At 41.0% G+C, this 19,708-nt stretch carries 15 protein-coding genes; 6 read left to right on the top strand and 9 right to left on the bottom strand.

What is annotated here, in order from left to right; translation table 11 throughout:
• The first annotated feature begins 27 nt into the window (after positions 1-27).
• The gene (locus tag ABYD77_RS06200; RefSeq protein WP_372768061.1) at positions 28-1,212 is read left to right on the top strand and encodes an NAD(P)/FAD-dependent oxidoreductase; all 1,185 of its coding nucleotides are present in this window, start codon (positions 28-30) and stop codon (positions 1,210-1,212) included.
• Here the strand turns inward: ABYD77_RS06200 and ABYD77_RS06195 are convergent.
• The 4 genes from ABYD77_RS06195 to recQ all read right to left on the bottom strand — a co-directional run bounded on the left by ABYD77_RS06195 (position 1,209) and on the right by recQ (position 6,496).
• Positions 1,209-2,933: a BamA/TamA family outer membrane protein gene (locus tag ABYD77_RS06195; protein WP_372768059.1), complete on the bottom strand. Its 1,725-nt coding sequence runs from the start codon at positions 2,931-2,933 to the stop codon at positions 1,209-1,211. The two genes, ABYD77_RS06200 and ABYD77_RS06195, sit on opposite strands and share 4 nt — an antisense overlap.
• Positions 2,934-3,049: 116 nt before the next feature.
• Entirely contained in the window at positions 3,050-4,321 is a 1,272-nt protein-coding gene (locus ABYD77_RS06190) for an amidohydrolase family protein (protein ID WP_372768057.1), read from the bottom strand.
• Positions 4,322-4,382: 61 nt separating this feature from the next.
• Positions 4,383-4,658: a DUF3630 family protein gene (locus ABYD77_RS06185; RefSeq protein ID WP_372768055.1), complete on the bottom strand. Its 276-nt coding sequence runs from the start codon at positions 4,656-4,658 to the stop codon at positions 4,383-4,385.
• A 14-nt stretch (positions 4,659-4,672) separates the two neighbouring features.
• Positions 4,673-6,496, bottom strand: coding sequence for a DNA helicase RecQ (gene recQ / locus ABYD77_RS06180; protein ID WP_372768053.1), 1,824 nt, complete (start codon positions 6,494-6,496; stop codon positions 4,673-4,675).
• 159 nt (positions 6,497-6,655) lie between these two features.
• Between recQ and rarD the strand changes: the two genes are divergently transcribed.
• Positions 6,656-7,534, top strand: a complete 879-nt coding sequence (rarD, locus tag ABYD77_RS06175) for an EamA family transporter RarD (protein ID WP_372768051.1) — start codon at positions 6,656-6,658, stop codon at positions 7,532-7,534.
• Between the two features lie 5 nt (positions 7,535-7,539).
• Here rarD and ABYD77_RS06170 read toward each other — a convergent pair whose 3' ends face one another.
• The gene (locus ABYD77_RS06170) at positions 7,540-8,775 is read right to left on the bottom strand and encodes a diguanylate cyclase domain-containing protein (protein WP_372768049.1); all 1,236 of its coding nucleotides are present in this window, start codon (positions 8,773-8,775) and stop codon (positions 7,540-7,542) included.
• A gap of 289 nt (positions 8,776-9,064) precedes the next feature.
• Between ABYD77_RS06170 and ABYD77_RS06165 the strand changes: the two genes are divergently transcribed.
• A complete protein-coding gene (locus tag ABYD77_RS06165; RefSeq protein ID WP_372768047.1) occupies positions 9,065-10,000 on the top strand; it encodes a porin in 936 nt (311 codons plus the stop codon).
• A 63-nt stretch (positions 10,001-10,063) separates the two neighbouring features.
• Here ABYD77_RS06165 and hemH read toward each other — a convergent pair whose 3' ends face one another.
• Positions 10,064-11,083, bottom strand: a complete 1,020-nt coding sequence (gene hemH, locus ABYD77_RS06160; RefSeq protein WP_372768045.1) for a ferrochelatase — start codon at positions 11,081-11,083, stop codon at positions 10,064-10,066.
• 209 nt (positions 11,084-11,292) lie between these two features.
• Here hemH and ABYD77_RS06155 point away from each other — a divergent pair, with 209 nt between their 5' ends.
• Positions 11,293-12,492: an ectonucleotide pyrophosphatase/phosphodiesterase gene (locus ABYD77_RS06155; protein ID WP_372768043.1), complete on the top strand. Its 1,200-nt coding sequence runs from the start codon at positions 11,293-11,295 to the stop codon at positions 12,490-12,492.
• 467 nt (positions 12,493-12,959) lie between these two features.
• On the opposite strand, the gene ABYD77_RS06150 is transcribed toward ABYD77_RS06155, so the two are convergent.
• Complete coding sequence (locus ABYD77_RS06150; RefSeq protein WP_372768041.1) at positions 12,960-14,264, bottom strand: inosine/guanosine kinase; 1,305 nt, start codon at positions 14,262-14,264, stop codon at positions 12,960-12,962.
• 181 nt (positions 14,265-14,445) lie between these two features.
• On the opposite strand from ABYD77_RS06150, the gene tadA reads away from it, so the two are divergent.
• The gene (gene tadA, locus ABYD77_RS06145; protein ID WP_372768039.1) at positions 14,446-14,946 is read left to right on the top strand and encodes a tRNA adenosine(34) deaminase TadA; all 501 of its coding nucleotides are present in this window, start codon (positions 14,446-14,448) and stop codon (positions 14,944-14,946) included.
• On the opposite strand, the gene ABYD77_RS06140 is transcribed toward tadA, so the two are convergent.
• Positions 14,943-15,092: a hypothetical protein gene (locus ABYD77_RS06140; RefSeq protein ID WP_372768037.1), complete on the bottom strand. Its 150-nt coding sequence runs from the start codon at positions 15,090-15,092 to the stop codon at positions 14,943-14,945. The two genes, tadA and ABYD77_RS06140, sit on opposite strands and share 4 nt — an antisense overlap.
• 233 nt (positions 15,093-15,325) lie before the next feature.
• The gene (gene mltF, locus ABYD77_RS06135; RefSeq protein WP_372768035.1) at positions 15,326-16,672 is read right to left on the bottom strand and encodes a membrane-bound lytic murein transglycosylase MltF; all 1,347 of its coding nucleotides are present in this window, start codon (positions 16,670-16,672) and stop codon (positions 15,326-15,328) included.
• A gap of 204 nt (positions 16,673-16,876) precedes the next feature.
• Here mltF and purL point away from each other — a divergent pair.
• On the top strand, positions 16,877-19,708 hold a 2,832-nt coding region (purL, locus tag ABYD77_RS06130), incomplete at its 3' end, for a phosphoribosylformylglycinamidine synthase (protein WP_372768033.1).

The following is a 19,708-nucleotide window of genomic DNA, read 5'->3' as shown; positions in this document are numbered from 1 at the left end:
GCCAAAATAGCGAGGCAGGTAATAAAAATGGTTCAGGTGGATGTGTTGGTTATAGGGGCGGGGGCCGCTGGTTTAATGTGTGCAGCACAGGCTGGTTACCGTGGACGTTCAGTTACTGTGATTGATATGGGTAAAAAGCCGGGCCGTAAAATTCTGATTAGCGGTGGTGGTCGTTGTAATTTTACCAACGAAAATGCTTCGCCAGAAAATTACCTTTGTAGTAATCCGCATTTTGTTAAGTCGTGTTTAAGCCGCTATACCCAACATGACTTTATTGAGTTAGTTGAACGCCATGGTCTTGTTTACCATCACAAAACACTCGGTCAGCTATTTTGTGATAATTCAGCGCAAGATATTGTCGATATTTTATTAGCCGAATGCGAATGGGCAGGGGTAACAATCCAACTTCGCCAAGAAGTACTGAGCGTAGAAAAAACAGAGGTTGGCTTTACTGTGATAACCAGTGAAGCAAGCTATAGCTGTGAATCCCTGGTGGTGGCTTCTGGTGGTTTAACTATGCCAAAACTAGGCGCTACACCAATCGGTTATAAAATTGCAGAGCAGTTCGGTTTAGAAGTCTTGCCAACAATGGCAGCTTTAGTGCCTTTTACGCTTCATCAGCACGATAAGGTGCGTTTTGAGGCCTTATCGGGTATTAGTGTACCGAGTATCGTAACAGCCGAAGATGGCACACAGTTTAAAGAAAATATTTTATTTACGCATCGTGGCTTATCAGGGCCAGCAATACTGCAAATCTCATCATTTTGGCGTGCGGGTCAGGCGGTATCAATTAACCTGTTACCAGAGCTAGAGCTTGCGGGTGAAATTCATACACAACGTCAATCTAATGGCCAAAAATCACTTAAAAATATGCTTGGAAGTTTGTTACCAAAGCGTTTTATTGAAATTTTAGTAACAGGTGGTGATATTCCTGATAAAGCGATTAATCAGTTATCTCATACTGAAATTGAGCGATTATCTGATTTTATTCATAATTGGAAAATAAAACCTAATGGAACAGAGGGTTATAGAACTGCTGAAGTGACTTTAGGTGGTGTAAATAGCGCCGAATTAAGCTCTAAAACATTTGAGGCGAATAAAGTTAAAGGGCTTTTCTTTATAGGTGAAGTAACTGAAGTAACTGGTTGGCTTGGAGGTTACAATTTTCAATTCGCCTGGAGTTCAGGCTGGGCCGCAGGGCAAGCTTGCTAAAAACGATTTTTTACTTTAATTACCCATTGTACAGTATCGATTTCGTCATCTTTATCGAGCGGGAAGGCAAGGTCGATATGAATTACCGTTTTAGCTGTTGCTCGGCTTGGCGCAAGGCGAAGGCCAATGCCCGCGTCTTTAAGAAATTGGCCATTCTCGCCGTTATTTCCGCCAGGAAACCATGCGCGGCCAGCATCAAAAAACACGGCACCACCCACTTTAAATAGTTGTAATAAGTGGTATTCCCAATAAAAGCGTTTCTCAAGGTTGAGTAATACTGAGCGGTCGCCTACTTGATAGTGGAGTGGGTAACCTCTAAGGCCAGTATCACCACCTAGTGTAAGTTGTTGGTCAGCTGTTAGGTTGCCACCATAGCGAAGTGACAGATTGGCAAACCATGAGTGATAACTGTTGCTGTTATAGAGAAAATTCGTATCTAAGTAGGCGTGTAAATTTTCGCTTTTTTGCTGCTCAGTATTCCAATAGCCATGTAAGCCGGTATCTAAACGCCATAGCATGCTGTCATTAAGGTGAAATGCTTTTGCTGCACTGGCTTCAAGTACAACACGGCTGTCGTCATCAGCAAGGCTTTCGTCAGAATAACCCAAGCGCGCAAATAGATTCCAACCTAAGTTTAAATCTTCAGTGCGACCAATAGAGTCAAAGTTATTTAATGTAATGTACTTATCTTCTATTAGTTGATAGCCAAACCACGGGTAATTTAGCGAGCGATCTTTGGCTAATGGTAACGTGGTTTCGGCAATTTGTTCAAATTTAAAGTCTTCTTGTTGCCAGCCAACTAGCCAACGATTTGTCCAATTACCATACTTATCACCTTGCCCATAAAACAGCTGATTAATTTGGTTTTCTTGTTTAAATTCAGAGATCACATCGCCGCGATAATAAAGCGGAGACTCTTTGGTATCGTCTAACGTGACAGCACCATAGCTTTGCTGTGAAGCCAATGAATAGAACGGCAATTTAAAATCAAAGTAAATGCGCTCCCCATCGTCATTATCGCTAAACTCTAATCGACTACGGTAACGGCTGCCCCAGATATTTGGGTCTTCATAAATAAAGGTATACCCTGTGCGGTCAGCATCACTGCGCCAAGAAAGTGAAACACGTTTGCCTAAGCCAAGTAAATTAGTATCACGAAAACCAAGGCGACTTTTATTTTCACCGCCACTGCGACTAAAACTTATTTCAGGGGTGAGCGTCCATAGCTCTTTGGTAGTAATAGTCACTACAATGTTGTCGAAGCAATCGAGTTCGGCTTCAATTTTTGCATCATACAGGTAGCGTGCATCACGTAAAATACGTTCTGATTCGCGCAAAAGTTGTTTGTCGTACTTATCACCCTGCTGAAACAGTAATTGTTGTAAAATAACATGTTCTTTCGTAATGATATTAAGCGCGTTTATACCACGAAATAAAAAGTTATCTTCTTTGGGGTTGGCGGTATCAAATATATTATGACGCACCAAGCGAATATTACTGATGATGGCATTGGGTGCATCAGGTAACTCTGAATTATCGATGCTCTCAATATCAAAATTACTCTTATTATTTTTGGGTTCATCTATTAGCCATTGGCACTGACTCAAAGAGAAAATATCCGACTTCGCTGAAGCGTCTGGTTGTGCTGCACTAAAGCTGAAAAATGGGATTGTTATCAGGCAAAAAAGCGTGCTAAAGCGACTTGTTTTTAATGCTGTCATAACGCTCCTTCTGATTTGGCTTTAATTTAATTCTATACCAATAATTTTACTCTTGCAGAAATTAAAAAAGTTATAAGCAGCTAAAGACTGCTTATAACTAATTAAAATATAATAACTTATTTTTTTAAAGTTCGACCTGAATGCATTACAAATGTAACATCCATAAGTTGCTCAATGTTCTTTAATGGCGAGGCTTTGGTGGCAATAATGTCAGCAAATTTGCCACTTTCAATACTGCCTAATTTTTTTTCTAGGCCAAGCAGTTTTGCACTGTTTATTGTGGCTGATTTTATTACTTGTTGCGCTGGCATGCCTGCGCTTACCATCAATACCGCTTCTCTTGCGTTTGTGCCGTGTTTTGATACACCACTGTCGGTGCCGTAAGCGATGTTTATGCCTGCTTTATATGCGTTAAAAAAGTTACCTTTCATATCGTTGCCAACACGAATGGCTTTCTCTTTTATAGCATCACTCATAAAGTTCGAGTTATTAGCCATTTCTACAACGGTTTGACCTGCCAGTAAGGTAGGTACCAAATAAGCACCGGTTTTTTTAAAGAGTTTGTACGCCTTTTTACCCGCATATGAACCATGCTCAATACTAGCAACACCGGCTTCAAGAGCAGCGATAATACCATCTTCTTGGTGGGCGTGGGCTGCGACTTTACGGCCCATACTATTTGCGGCTTTAACCACTTGGTTTAATTCGTCGTCTTCCATTTGTTGGCCAGTACCGGTGGCGCGGTCAGTGAGTACTCCACCTGTAGCTGCAACTTTAATCCAATCGGCCCCGTATTTAATCGCGTGACGGGCTGCTCTTCGACAATCATATGGGCCATCGCAGGTGGTTTTTGAGGCAAACTTATCAAGCATTTCATGGTGTACGCCACTGCTATCTAGGTGGCCCCCCGTTATTGCTACACTGCCTGCGGCAATAATACGAGGCCCTTCAAGCCAGCCATTATTTATTGCATCACGCAGCGCATACATATATTGCGGATCTGAACCGAGATCGCGCACAGTTGTAAATCCAGCTTCTAATGTTTTTTTAGCGTAATAAGCGCTGCGCATGCCGGCAAGTTCTGGTGATACTTTAGCTATTTCAATATCATTTTCAGGGCCTAGCTCAAACTGTAAATGTACGTGCATGTCCATTAAACCCGGCATCACAAAACTATCTGATAAATCGATAAGCGTTTGGTCTTTAGTTGCTTGTTGAAATCCAGCTTGCACACCTACAATTTTATCGCCTTCGATAATAATGGTTTGTTTGGTTAGAGGTACTTTGTCGGCGTGGTAGAGTAACTCACCGGCATGAATAAGGGTTTGTGCTGCAAAGCAACTAGGTGTAATAAATAAGGCAAGTGTGAGCAAAGATTTTTTAGGCATGACATTTCTTATTATTGTTTGGTTTTACCTCACGCTAGCATGGTGAAAAGTAATGTCAAAACTAAAGCGATGAAAAGAGTTCAGGCAATAAATCGAGGTCTTGTTGGCTGTCGCTATTAATCCAAATACTTTGGCTGTAGTGCTCAAAATTTAAATTAAATGTGGTATTTTCAAATTTAAAGCGCATTAAGTGGCGATCAGCACCTTGTTCAAATTCTAATGAAGAAATGGCGTCATTGTGTAAGTAAATAGTTGCCCACAGCTCAAACTCTTCATCATCTGGAAGCGCAATAGGGGTTATTAAAATATGATCAGAAAACAGCGTTTTAGTTGTCATTTGAAGGTTGCCTATCAACTAGTTAAATGGTTACGAATGGCATTCATGAAATATGCGCCATATTTATTAAGTTTAGTGAATCCCACACCTGAGATTTTTAAAAACTCCGCATCGTTAGTTGGCATTTGTTGCGCCATTTCGGCAAGGGTTGCATCACTGAATACCACGTACGGCGGCACATCTTCTGCGTCTGCTAATTCTTTACGTAAGCCACGTAATTTGGCAAACAATTGTTTGTCGTAGTTAAAGCGAGCAAGTTTGTCTTTATAGACGTGTTTAACTTCAAGTCGTGGTTTGGCAAGTTGCAATTTGAATTCGCCTTTAAGCACCGGGCGAGCCGCTTCGGTTAAACGTAAGCTAGATGATTGTGTAATGTCTTGATGCAGTAATCCATGATGAATAAGTTGGCGCAAAATGCTCAGCCAATATTCAACGGATTTATCTTTGCCTAGGCCAAACGTTGATAATTGATCGTGTTGGTTTTCGCGAATACGAATAGTATTTGCACCGCGTAATACTTCAATTACATAACCTAGGCCAAATTTTTGTTCTACACGGTAAACACAACTTAAGGCTTTTTGAGCAAGCTCAGTACCGTCAAACTGCTTTGGCGGGTTTAAGCAAATATCACAGTTGCCGCAAGGCTTGCCCTGGTACTCTGAAAAATAGTTGAGCAATATTTGGCGACGACAAGTTTGTGCTTCAGCAAAACTTGCCATGGCATTAAAACGCTGCTCTTCCACCTTACGACGTTGCTCATCGGGAATATCATCAAAAAAGCGTTTTACGCGCGGTACATCGGCAGGGTCAAAATACATAATGGCTTCTGCTGAGAGGCCATCACGGCCAGCACGACCGGTTTCTTGATAATACGACTCGATGTTTTTGGGAATATCGTAGTGAATTACAAAACGCACATTGGGCTTATTAATCCCCATGCCAAAGGCTACGGTTGCCACCACAATATGAATATCATCGCGCGCAAATGCATTTTGCACAAATGTGCGTTGCTCATTTTCAAGCCCCGCATGGTAAGAGGCTGCGTTATAGCCTGCATCAACGAGCTTTTCAGCAATGTCATCAACACGTTTACGGCTTGAGCAATAGATTATACCGCTTTGCCCTTTTTGCTCTTTCAAAAAGCGCATTAACTGACTAAGCGGTTTAAACTTTTCTTCAATGGTGTAACGAATATTTGGTCTATCAAAGCTGCCCGTGTAAATATGCGCGTTAGCAAGGCCTAGTTGCATTACAATATCGTTGCGCGTTGCGATATCTGCAGTTGCAGTAAGCGCCATTACAGGAATATGGTTAAAGTGTTGTTTTAGCTGTCCTAAGCGGTAGTAATGAGGCCTAAAGTCATGACCCCAGTGTGACACACAGTGCGCTTCATCTATGGCAAATAAGCTAACCTGTAAATGCTGCAAACGCGTAAGAAAATCATCAGTTAACAGGCGTTCTGGCGCGACATACAGGATTTTAATCTGCCCTTGGTGTAAACCTTGATAGATTTGCTGTTGTTCTTCTCGCGATTGGCTTTGATTGATATAGGCTGCAGCGACACCTTGCGCTTTCAGTTGCGCAACCTGATCTTGCATTAGTGAGATAAGCGGTGACACTACGAAGGTAATACCTGGCAGTAGCAATGCAGGCACTTGATAACATAATGATTTACCACCACCCGTTGGCATTAATACCAAGCAATCTTGACCCGCAAGGATGGCCTCAATAACTTGCTCTTGCCCTGCTCGAAACTGTTTATAACCGAAAACGGAATTCAACACCGTGTGAGGGTTATTGTGTTCGGTAATATGTTGGGTCGCTAGTTGATTATCCATTACATTAAGATGTATTTGATTGGCATTATGTTATCTGCGTTTACTTGGCAAACTTGCACGTGTAACGAGCGCTAATTCTAAAGTCTTTTTGTCGCGCTGTCTTTACTTAAATAAAGCAGATCCCTAAACTGGCGCTCCCTGAATTGATGAGTTCTTGATATGCAAAGTCAAAAGCAAGGTGTGATGTTTGCCATCGCTGCATTTTTAATGTGGGGATTAGCACCTATATATTTCAAAGCAATCGATCATGTTGCTGCGATGGAAATCTTATTACACCGTGTTGTGTGGTCAGTGTTATTTCTTTTGGTGATCTTGACCGCTGTAAAAAAATGGCCCGCTGTACGCGCTGCGCTTTTTAATATGAAAACCGTAGGTTGGTTGCTGGTAAGTGCCGCATTACTCGGTTTTAATTGGGGATTATTTATTTGGGCAGTAAATAATAATCATATTTTAGATGCCAGTTTAGGGTATTACATCAACCCATTACTGAATGTGCTATTGGGTGTGGTGTTTTTATCTGAACGACTAAGAAAATTACAACTTTTTGCAGTAGTGCTTGCGGTAACAGGCGTGGTAATTCAGCTAATAAGTTTTGGCTCGTTTCCGGTTATTGCGTTTAGTTTGGCAAGTTCGTTTGCGCTTTATGGCTTAATTCGAAAAAAACTGCCTGTAGACACTTTGCCAGGTTTATTAATTGAGTCGTTATTTATGTTGCCTGTGGCATTGATTTATTGGTGGGGACTAGCAACACCGACTAGCGATTTAACCAGTAATAGCTTATCTCTTAATGTTATGTTAGTAAGTGCAGGTATTGTAACCACATTACCGCTTTTGTGTTTTACCGCAGCTGCGCGCCGTATTCAGTATTCTACTCTCGGCTTTTTCCAATATATTGGTCCAAGCTTAATGTTTATTTTAGCGGTAATATTTTACGGCGAAACCTTTAGTGTTGATCGCATGATCACCTTTGGTTTTATTTGGTCTGCGTTAGCACTCTTTAGTTTTGATTCTTATCGTAACGCGGCTCGATTCAAGTAAACTAATTATTTACTAACAACAAGTTGATTTCTACCTTGCTCTTTCGCCTGATAAAGATAGATGTCGGCTTGTTTAAGCAGTTCATCGATGTTTTTTGTATCTTCCACTACGCTACCAATTGAAATTGTTACTGTTAGGCTTTGTTGCAGGTGGGAAAGTTTCAACTGGCTGACCTTATTCCTAAACTCTTCTAATAACTCTTGATTTTTCTTATGTAGGTCATTGGTAAATAAAACAGCAAACTCTTCGCCGCCAAGTCGTGCAATTAAGTGTTCTTTACCAAACATGGTGTCGAATAAGTTTGATACCTCCTTAAGCACGACATCGCCTGCATCATGACCATAATTGTCATTAACAGCTTTAAAGAGGTCGATATCTAACATAGCTACTTGGTGGGCAAATTCTTGACGTGTAAGTAGGGTATTAGCTTGTTCAAAGAAATAACGACGATTTGGCAAACCCGTTAAGTAATCTAAATTGGCCTGGCGACGAATCGTCGCTATGTTTTCTTGCATGTCTAAGTTTTGACTAACGCGGCAATAAAACTCTTCGGGGTAAAAAGGCTTGCGCAGGTAATCATCCGCACCATTTTTTAAAAAGTTTGCCGATACGCGGTTATCATCAGTGCCAGAAATACCGATAATGATTTTGTCTTCGGAATTATATTTTTCGCGAATTCTACTTGTCAGTGTAATGCCGTTCATATTCGGCATTTCATTGTCGCTAATAATTACTTTGATATCATCAAACTTTTCAAGTTGCTCCAAGGCCATTACGCCATCACTAGCTTGAGCAATTAGATATTTATGACGTAGCAACAAATTTTTAATGTGATTACGAGTGTTTTTTGAATCATCTACAATCAATACGCGTACATTTTCATTGCGAGGTAAGCGTTTTAATTGGGTCTCTAAATAAAGATACGCTTGGCGGCTTTCTTTTGTAATGTAGTCTACCACTGGGTATCGCATTACGGTATCGCGTGTTTTATCATCGAGTTTACCGGTCATAACGATAGTTGGAATGGAAGCACCAATGGTCAGAGGGATAGCTTCGCCATTAGGCGCATCAGACAGTACATAGTCAACAACTGCGCAAAAATAATTATTTTCTTCTATTAAATCAATTGCAGAAGCAAGGCTATCAGCAGTATCAACTTCATACCCAATGCGTTGAGCGATGTGTCGTTGTATTTTTGATATAGAAGGATTATCTTCAATTAACAATAGTTTAGGTAGCACGGTATATTGATATGTTTGTTTTGATTCTGGCTTTTAGTTTAGTGGCATAAACAAACTCTGTGAAGAAATTTCGCCAATTTAATGTACCAATACAGAAACATGACAACTAAAAGTCATTTTTTTTAATTGATTACTTCTCTACAGGGTATGTATTTCGTGCTAAATGACAATTTAAATACAGAAAAATGAAAAAAACATGTCAGGTGTAATATTTCTGTCATTTAGTGGTGACAAACTGCACCTCGTTCAAATTGATTACAAATTTAATTTCTCATTTAGAGGTTTTCACATGAAAAATGTTAAGGCTCCCCTTGCTTTATCTTTACTAGCAGCATTATCAGCACCTGCAATTGCAGATGTAAACGTATATGGTAAGGCAAATGTTACAGTTCAAAACAGTGATGAAGGCGAAGGTTCATTCACTGAAATCAAAAGTAACGCGTCTCGTTTTGGTGTTAAAGGTAGTGAAACTATCAGCGAAGAGTCAGGCTTAAAAGTTGTTTACAAGCTTGAATGGCAAGTTGATATGACTGATGCAGCAGACAGCAGTGATGACCATCTAAAATCACGTAATCAATACGTTGGTTTACAAGGCGGTTTTGGTGAAGTATTAATTGGTCGTAACGATACTGCATTAAAGCAATCTCAAGGTAAACTTGACCAATTCAATGACCTTGAAGGCGATATCAAAAACGTTTTCAAAGGTGAAAACCGTATGGGTGATTCAATCACTTATAAAACACCTAAGTTTAGTGGCTTCCAAGTAATTGGCTCTTTAATTGCTGAAGACTCAGCAGATGCTGATAACGGTTACTCAGCGGCAGTAACTTATGGTGATAAAGGTCTTAAGAAATCAGCATTTTATGCGTCAGTTGCGATGGATAGCGAAGTTAAAGGCTATGATGTTGTTCGTGGTTCAATCCAAGGTAAAGTAGCTGGTTTTAAACTAGGTGCAATGTACCAAACACAAGAAAAAGTAGACGGCTCTGAGTCTGCAGATGGTTTCTTAGTAAATGCAGCATATAAGATTAACGATTACACGTTAAAGGCACAGTACCAAGTACTTGAGTACGATGCAGACAAGGATGACAAAGTTGCAACATCAGTGGGTGTTGATTACAAGCTAAATAAAAATGCTAAGTTATTCGCTTTCTACACTAAGCAAGAGAAAGACGAAACAACAGATAACGATTACCTAGCAATCGGTATGGAATACAAGTTCTAAGCGAACCGTATTAAACGAAAAAAACCCAGCAAATGCTGGGTTTTTTATTTTTAAAAGTGTCAATTATAAATGCTGCTTAATAATCTGATAAAAGGCTTCGATGTGATCGTCACGGTCATTTAATGCCGGAATATAACGATAGTGCTCACCACCGGCATGCTCAAATACTTCGCGGTTTTCTTCTTCTAACTCTTCAAGAGTTTCTAAACAGTCAGAGCTAAATGCTGGACTGGCGATAGCAATATTCTTTATGCCATCTTCTTTGGCTAGCTTTTCGAGGGTTTCATCAGTGTAAGGTTTTAACCACTCCGCTTTACCAAAACGACTTTGGAAGGTGGTGATTACGTCGTCTTTGTTAAGGCCAAGTTTTTCAACCACTAAACGTGTCGTCATCTGGCAAAAACAATAATATGGGTCACCTTTTTCTAAGAAAAATTTAGGGGTGCCATGATAGCTGAGCAGTAGCTTTTCAGGCATGCCATGTTTATCTAAATCTTCTTTGATACTTGTTGCAAGCGCATCAATGTAATGCGGATTATCTTGATAACCATTGATAAAATGAAGTTCAGGCACCCAACGCCAATTGATTAGCTCGCGGCTAATAGCATCAAAGGTTGAGCCTGTAGTTGAGCCACTGTATTGAGGGTACAAAGGCAGCACGACAATTTTTTGATAGCCTTTTTCGCGAATATCTTCAAGCACCGATTTCATTGAAGGGTTACCGTAGCGCATCGCTAAAAATACTTCAGCATGATCTAAGCCTTTATTGGCGAGTAAGCTCGCAAGTTTTGCTTGCTGCTTTTTACTGTAAACCAATAATGGTGATCCTTGCTCAGTCCAAATGCCTGCATAAAGCTTTGCTGAACGTTTTGGGCGAATACGTAAAATAATGCCGTGCAGAATAATTTTCCAAAGCGCGCGAGGAATTTCAACAATGCGCGGATCAGATAAAAATTCAGCCAGATACCTTCTTAGTGCCTTGGCGGTTGGAGCGTCAGGGCTACCTAGATTAGTTAATAATACGGCTGTTTTTTTATGAAATCGTTTATGCGGTTCTTCTGTGACAGCAGTGAATCGAGACACGGTAACCCTTACTTAAGTTGTTATATTAATAATATTGTATCAAAACTTTTAAATAAATTGCCTTTATTACGAAGTGTTAAGGAATTGAGATCAAATTTTATTTATCGGGTGAACATTGAAACGAAGTATTTTTTATCCGGACATCTGCCCTAGACTTTTACTATTTAAAAAGTTTAGATGTATAGCAAAGCCTTATTTAAGAAAGTCATATGAAAAAACTAGCCGTCTTCTTTTTTGTTGTGATAAGTACGTTAAGTATGAAAGCGTTTGCCAATGAGCAAACCGTTGTCTTAATTTCACTTGATGGTTTTCGTTGGGATTATATTGAAAAGCATCAAGCTAAAAATTTAGCAAAAATAGCCAAAGCAGGTGTGCGTGCTGAGCGTATGATACCTGTTTACCCAACTAAAACGTTTCCAAATCATATTTCGATTATTACCGGTTTACAGCCGGCTAATCATGGCATTATTGATAATAAGTTTTGTGATAAAAACCGTGATGAATGCTACAGCATGGGTAAAGGGGGCAAAGACAGCACTTGGTTAAATGGCATGCCGCTTTGGAACTTGGCTGAAATGCAAGGCGTTAAAGCTGCCACCTATTTTTGGCCTGAGTCTGATGCCCGTTTTAATGGCCGTACGCCAAGCTATTTTTACCACTATTCGCAACACAGTGATTATCAGCGCCGCATTGATCAAATTGTAGAATGGTTAAGCTTACCAAAATCACAGCGACCACGATTTATTGCGAGTTATTTTTCGATTGTAGATTCTATGGGTCATGAATATGGGCCAAATGCCAAGCAAACCTTTGATGCTGTTCAGCAAATGGATGCGTTAATTGCCCAGCTTGATAAGCGTTTAGCTGAATTTAAAGAACTTAATATCAATCTCGTTTTAGTCTCTGATCACGGCATGTCGCAAGTGGATCCAAAACAAACAATTGAGATTAACCAGCTTGGTATTTCGGAAAATGATTTTGTTATTAAAAACTCGTATACCCGAGTGCAGTTTTATAAAAAGCCAGAATCCCAAGTTGCTATTTCAGATATTGAAAAGCATTTAGCTGAACAAGCAAAAGGGCGCTATACCGTACTTGATAAAGTAACTTTAGCAAAGCGTGGGATTAAATTTGGTTCTCTCGATGCTGATATTATTATTGAGACAGTTGCGCCAAAAACGTTTGCATTTGAGGGGGAATCTGAATATTTAGGTACTCATGGCTATGCGTATACTCAAGAAATGGGCGCGTTATTTATCGCTAAGGGCCCAGCATTTAAGCAAAATATAACGCTGGGTGAAATTCCAAACCTAGATGTTTATCCAACGATTGCAAAGGTGATGGGTTTAAAGCTGCTCTCACCAGTAGACAGTGATGGTAAAAGTTTGGCGCAAGCATTAAAAAAGTAAGCTAATTAAGTTTGCGTTAAGCTTAAAAATATTAAATTAGTTACAAGTTCCAATCTCCCTTGGACTTGATTTCCCTTGTTGATGATTACAACATTTTGCCCGCTATCTCTATAGCGGTTTTTTTTTATGTCTAATAACCTGAACTTCGTTAGTTAAGGTTTGGTTAAGTTAATGAAGGGTATAGTGCTTAACAAGATTTCCAATCTCCCTTGGATTTTTTCCTTATTGTTTGAATTAATCGTCAAACATTTGAGCTCGCAACCTTGCGAGCTTTTTTTGCTTAGAGTTTGTTGAATCTTGCTGTTCTGTTGAGTGTCACTTATCACTGTGTGGACTAGTAATCTGTGATTATAAATTAAGCCTACATTAATGTTGTAAAGGTAAACTAGAGACAGTTTCCAATCTCCTTGTTGCTTTGTTAAAGCATAAAAAAAGCCCGCTGGTGCGGGCTTTTTTATTATAACTTTTTACTGTTCCCAGTAAGCTTGTTGTAAGCTGTCTTCTCGCTCTGGCAAACCACGTGTAAGCCTTGGTGAGTGCTGTACTAACACTTCATAACTTACACGGTTAGCGTATTTGCTGATTTGTGATAGTGAAGAATAAGTAAGCGCGTGGATTTTATGCTTACTTGAACTAGGTACATTAAGTTGGTGATAAACATTAGCGCTAATATCATGAAGTACCGCAGCTAATGCACCATCGCCTGCACCATTAGTATTTTTGATGCTGTCAGGTCCACCCATATACGGGGCTGTATGAGTATAAATTTTCACAGGATTTTCACAGTCTTTACGACGCATCGCACGCGAATATTCATACTTATTAAAATCAGGAATACTACCAGGCATAAGTTGGTGCTCAGTTTGGCGTTTCCAGCAGTCATCGATGTAACTTGCTAGGAACATACCTTGTGCACCGGCGGTACAAATTACCATATCTACCCAATCAAGCGCTTTGTCGGCAGCTAATAGTGGGTCTTCAAAGCCGGTAATGGCAAGACCTTCTTCTTCGTTCATGGCAAGAATATCAACATGATCTTTAACGAAGTTTTGCCACCACTCAGGATCTTGTTCAATAAGGAATTTTGTACCAAGGCTAAGTACTACTGGCACGTTAGCAGCATTTGCATATTCAACGGCTTTTAATGCCGCTTCGGTCATGGTGTCTTCACCTTCTGTACGCATCAAATAAGCAGAAATAACTAATGCAGAAGAATTGGCAATAAGCTCTTGTGAGATAGACTCAGGGCGAAGGCGATTCATTAAACCAGGGCTAATAGCAAATGTACGTTCACCGCTTTCATCAATCAGCGTAAAGCAGCGACCAATTGGGCCATCCACTGGTTGTAGGTGTTCTAAGTCAACACGCGTTGAAGTTTTACTAACAAAACGGTAAGCATAGCTACCAATTTTGATGTTTTCGCACATTACACCAAGTAATACTGAGCGGTCGTCAGACAGTACTGAGTAGTTATGCATTGTATTACCAATAGTACCGCCTGCGAATTCGTAATCGATCATATTATGATCTTTGAGGCGTGCATACAGTGCATTAGTGGTATCGTCATCCATTACTTGCGACATACCGCGACGTAAACCAAATTCATCAAGAAAAGCTTGATCAACTTTGGCTTCAATATCGACCACGATTTGGTCTATTCCCACTATATAGTTACGTGCAAGTTTAAGGTCTTGCGAGATCACATTTGTAAGCGGATCTTTTTCTTCCACTGGAAAGTAGTGTTTATGTCTGCGTCGTCCAGGAAATTTCATCTTGTTTCTACATTGCTTTGGCGTCGTGCAAAATGGCGGCGGATTATAGCCTAAAAAATAATTTAATAACTATGACATTAGCCCTTTATTTTAAAAAATTCTAAGAAAATGAGTTAACAATGCAGGAATCTTTTTAACTTGGTAAAATAGTAAGGATGTTTATAAATTAATCTGAGAAATTATGTACCCTGAATATAGCGATGAGTATTGGATGGCTGAGGCGTTAAAGCGAGCTGATATTGCTGAGCAACATGATGAAATTCCCGTTGGGGCGATTGTTGTTAAGGATAACCAAATCATTGCAGAGGGATATAACTTATCAATTACCGAGCACGACCCTTCTGCGCATGCTGAAATGCTTGCTATTCGCCAAGCCGGCAAGCAAATCGGGAATTATCGCATGCTCGACTGCACGTTATATGTCACGTTAGAGCCTTGCCCCATGTGTGCGGGTTTATTGGTGCATAGCCGAATAAAACGCTTAGTGTTTGGTGCCAGTGATGAAAAAACGGGTTGTGCGGGCAGTATTATGGATTTAACTCGCCATGAAAAACTAAATCACCAAATTGATGTAACCAGTGGCGTGTTAGCGAAAGAGTGTGGCGATAAACTTTCGGCATTTTTTAAAAAACGCCGAGCAGAAATAAAAGCTGCTAAGAAAGCAGCTCGAAATCAAGATTAAGCGACTTCAGCTTCAACGAGCAAGTTAAAGGCTCTACGACGCTCTAAAATCTTACGATGAGTATTACGTCTTGCAATACGGCGGCGAGTTGCACAGGCATTAACCGTATTGCGCTTTATTTTAAATTTTCTACGCGTTTTTTGCATCGTTTCTCCTTGTAAAAGTGAGAGTGGAGAAAGGTAATCAGCGAAAGCTATTTTCTCACAATAATTCTATTTATACAGCATGACACAACTATGACAATGCGAATTAAAAGGTCATGTTTCAGGTAACTTATTTAAGAGTTTTGCAAACGCTTTATTCAAATGGCTTGATATAGGCGCTCTTTGTACCCTTTTTAAAGTCACAAGTCACTTTAAAGTGTATCAGATTAACTGTATTACTCGTCTTGATTTTCATCGAGCCATACAAGTGTATCGTAGTAGCGGCGAATATTATCAACATATTTTACAGCTACATCGCCACGGGCAAAGCCGTATCGTGTTTGTCGATAGTAGCGCTTTTTAATCAGTAACGGTAAATGTTTTTTTACATCAGCCCATTTATCCGGATCGCCGCCAGCTTTTTCGGTTAGCACCCGGGCGTCTTCCATATGACCAAAACCCACGTTATAAGCGGCTAAAGCAAGCCATGTTCGGTCGGGCTCGTGTATCCGATCTGGTATGCGATTAATCAGTTTTTCTAAATAGATGCCGCCACCGCGAATGTTTTGCTCTGGTTCGAGGCGATTTTTTACGCCAACGGATTTAGCTGTTGGTAAGGTCAACATCATAATGCCACGCACGCCAGTAGGTGATTTAGCGAGAGGATCCCACATTGACTCTTGGTAGCTGACAGCTGCCAGTAATCGCCAGTCGAGATTACGCGAATATTGTTTAAACCAGTCTTTGTATTTTGGCAGTATATCACGCACCGCTTCAATGTAAGCTAAGGTATTGATGTAGTTAAACTGCCGCACATGGCCAAAGTATTTTTCTTCCAGATTTTGTAATAATCCAGTGGCTTGGGCATAACCAAAAAACTCGATGGTTAATGCATATAAACTGTCGTCGTCATTGCGTTTTAGCATCCAGGCTATCGGTTCTTCTCGGGTAACTGAAAATGCGATGCTTAGTTCTGGGTGGTAACGGCGAAACAACGCTAAGGTGTGTGAGTCGGCAATGGTGTAGTCAAATTTTCCATCAATGATGCCTTGCAGTAACTCAGCTTCATCAAATTCATCAGTTTCTACCCATTGTAAATTTTCAAAACTGTTTTTTGCTTTTAATAAACTTTCTGCATGGGCGCTTTTAGCTATTACTGTGACAGGGGCGTCGAGTTGTTCAAAATTACGCGGACGATCGCGCCCTTGCTTATAAACTAGCTTTTGGCTAATAGCGCGATACTCAGGTGCAAAACGGTATTTCGCTAAACGAGTTTTATTTAAGGTAAGTCCTGATGCGAGAATATCAATTTGCCCTTTTTCTAACTTATTGAGCATATCTTTGATGGAGAAAAAGGGGATGATTTCAAGCTCGGTATCAATATAGCTTGCAAATGCTTGAGCAAGTTCATATTCGAAACCAAGCTCACCATTTGCGCTAATGTAATAGGTGCTTTCGCCTGCAAGTGTGCCTATGCGCACTTTATCTTTTTGCTTAATTTGCCCGAGATGTGTTTCCGCAATAGGCTCGGAACACGCGGCCAACAAAAAAATAATTACTGAAATTACAACGCGTTTAAGCACTCGAATCCTAAAATAATTTGCCCCTACAAGCTTGTTATAACAGATAAACACGCGATCGTCACGAGGACTAATGTCCTATACATAAAAAATGAATTTACCTATTTTTGTCTATTTTTTGATTTTTAGTTAAATCTCGTCTCATTTTCCACTATAATGTGCGCCCATAAATCTTCGTTCAATCCTTAACCCCGGATGAAAATACCTATGTTGATCCTACGTGGTGCACCTGCACTTTCTGATTTTAAAGTTCAAAAGATCCTTAAAACCTGCGCTGATGCCAATTTACCAGTCACTGGTGTTTACGCTGAGTTTATGCATTTTGCTGATTTAACAGCAGAACTTTCAGAGTCTGAGTTAGACAAACTAAATAAGCTATTAAAGTATGGTCCGACCATTACTGAACATACGCCTGAAGGTGCGCTAATTTTAGTGACACCACGTATTGGAACCATTTCTCCATGGGCATCAAAGGCAACTGATATTGCGAACAACTGTGGTTTAGACAAAGTACACCGTGTAGAGCGTGGTGTTGCTTACTACGTGGAAGGTGATTTATCTGAAGCGCAATTAAATGAAGTTGCAAAGCTAGTACATGACCGTATGACTGAGTCGGTACACGCAAACCTTGAAGACGCAGGTCAATTATTCCGCGTTGAAGAGCCGCGCCCAATGTCATCGGTTGACATTCTTGGCGGTGGCCGCGAAGCGCTTGCAGCAGCAAATATTGAGCAAGGTTTTGCATTAGCAGAAGACGAAATTGACTACCTAGTTGAAAACTTCCAAAAACTAGGTCGTAACCCGAACGACATCGAATTATTCATGTTTGCACAGGCGAACTCTGAGCACTGTCGTCACAAAATTTTTAACGCTGATTGGACAATCGACGGCGTAGAGCAGCCTAAGTCGTTGTTCAAAATGATCAAAAATACCTACGAGACGCACCCAGAAAACGTACTATCTGCTTATAAAGATAACGCAGCGGTAATGAAGGGTTCTAAAGCGGGTCGTTTCTTCCCGAACGCGGAAGGTGAGTACAGCTACAATCAAGAAAACATTGAAATCTTGATGAAAGTTGAAACCCACAACCACCCAACAGCGATTGCGCCATTCTCGGGTGCATCAACGGGTTCTGGTGGTGAAATTCGTGACGAAGGCGCAACAGGTCGTGGTTCTAAGCCTAAAGCGGGTCTAGTTGGTTTTACTGTTTCAAACCTACGTATTCCTGGTTTTGAGCAGCCGTGGGAAACAAATTACGGCAAGCCAGGTCGTATCGTTGATGCACTAGACATTATGATCGACGGCCCATTAGGTGGTGCGGCGTTCAACAATGAATTTGGTCGTCCAAACCTACTAGGTTACTTCCGTACTTATGAAGAAAAAGTTAACAGCCATAACGGTGAAGAAGTACGTGGTTACCACAAACCAATTATGATTGCGGGTGGGCTTGGTAACATTCGTACTGAGCACGTTGAAAAAGGCGAAATCCCAGTTGGCGCTAAGCTAATTGTGCTAGGTGGTCCTGCGATGAACATCGGTCTTGGTGGTGGTGCAGCATCGTCAATGGCATCAGGTCAATCAAACGAAGACTTAGATTTTGCTTCGGTACAGCGTGAAAACCCAGAGATGGAACGTCGTTGTCAGGAAGTTATCGACAAATGTTGGCAGCTTGGCGACGCTAACCCAATCGCGTTTATCCACGATGTGGGCGCGGGCGGTATTTCAAACGCATTCCCTGAGCTTGTAAACGACGGTGGTCGTGGTGGTAAGTTTGAACTACGTAATGTACCAAACGATGAGCCGGGCATGGCACCACACGAAATCTGGTGTAACGAATCTCAAGAGCGTTATGTTCTTGCTGTTGCAGCAGAAGACTTTGCACGTTTTGAAGAAATCTGTAAGCGCGAGCGCGCGCAATACGCGGTAATTGGTGAAGCAACAGAAGAGCTACACTTAACTGTTTCTGATAGTCACTTTGAAAACAACCCGGTAGATCTTCCACTTGAAGTATTACTAGGTAAAGCACCTAAGATGCACCGTGACGTTGAGTCTAAGCAAGCACAAGGTAAGGTATTAGATACATCTGAAATCAATGTAGAAGAAGCCGCTAAGCGCTTACTTCGTCTTCCTACGATTGCAGAGAAAACATTCCTTATCACCATTGGTGACCGTACTGTTACAGGTTTAGTGGCACGTGACCAAATGGTTGGCCCTTGGCAGATACCAGTAGCAAACTGTGCAGTAACAGCTGCAGCGTTTGATACTTACCATGGTGAAGCCATGTCAATGGGTGAGCGCACACCAGCTGCACTTCTAAACTACGGTGCATCAGCACGTTTAGCTGTGGGTGAAGCATTAACAAACATCGCAGGTGCAAACATTGGTGGTCTTGAAAACATCAAGCTTTCTGCAAACTGGATGGCAGCAGCAGGTCACCCAGGTGAAGATGCAGGTCTTTACGAAGCTGTTAAAGCAGTAGGTGAAGAGTTATGTCCAGCACTTGGTCTTACAATTCCTGTTGGTAAAGACTCAATGTCAATGAAGACTAAGTGGGAAGAAAATGGCGAAAACAAAGAAGTTACAGCGCCGCTTTCACTTATCATTTCAGCGTTTGGCCGTGTAGAAGATATTCGTAAGACAGTCACACCGCAGCTTCGCACTGATAAAGGTGATTCAAGCCTAATCTTAGTTGATTTAGGTGCTGGTCAAAACCGTATGGGTGCATCAAGCCTTGCACAGGTTTACAAGCAGCTTGGTGACAAGACGCCAGACGTTGATAGCCCTGAGCTATTAAAAGGTTTCTACAACGCAATGCAAGCACTTGTGGCTGACGAGAAGCTACTTGCTTACCACGACCGTTCAGACGGTGGTTTATTCACAACAGTAGCTGAAATGGCATTCGCAGGTCGTACAGGTGTAACGGTAAACCTTGATAGCTTAACAGGCTCTGATATCGAAGCGCTTTATAACGAAGAGCTAGGCGCGGTAATTCAGGTTCGCAACTCTGACCTTGCAGCAGTTGAAGCTGTTCTTGCAGAT

This window comes from Pseudoalteromonas sp. (assembly GCF_041629635.1).
Lineage (GTDB): Bacteria > Pseudomonadota > Gammaproteobacteria > Enterobacterales > Alteromonadaceae > Pseudoalteromonas.
Note: the sequence above shows the minus strand (reverse complement) of the source record. Positions and strands in the feature narration are given on the sequence as shown.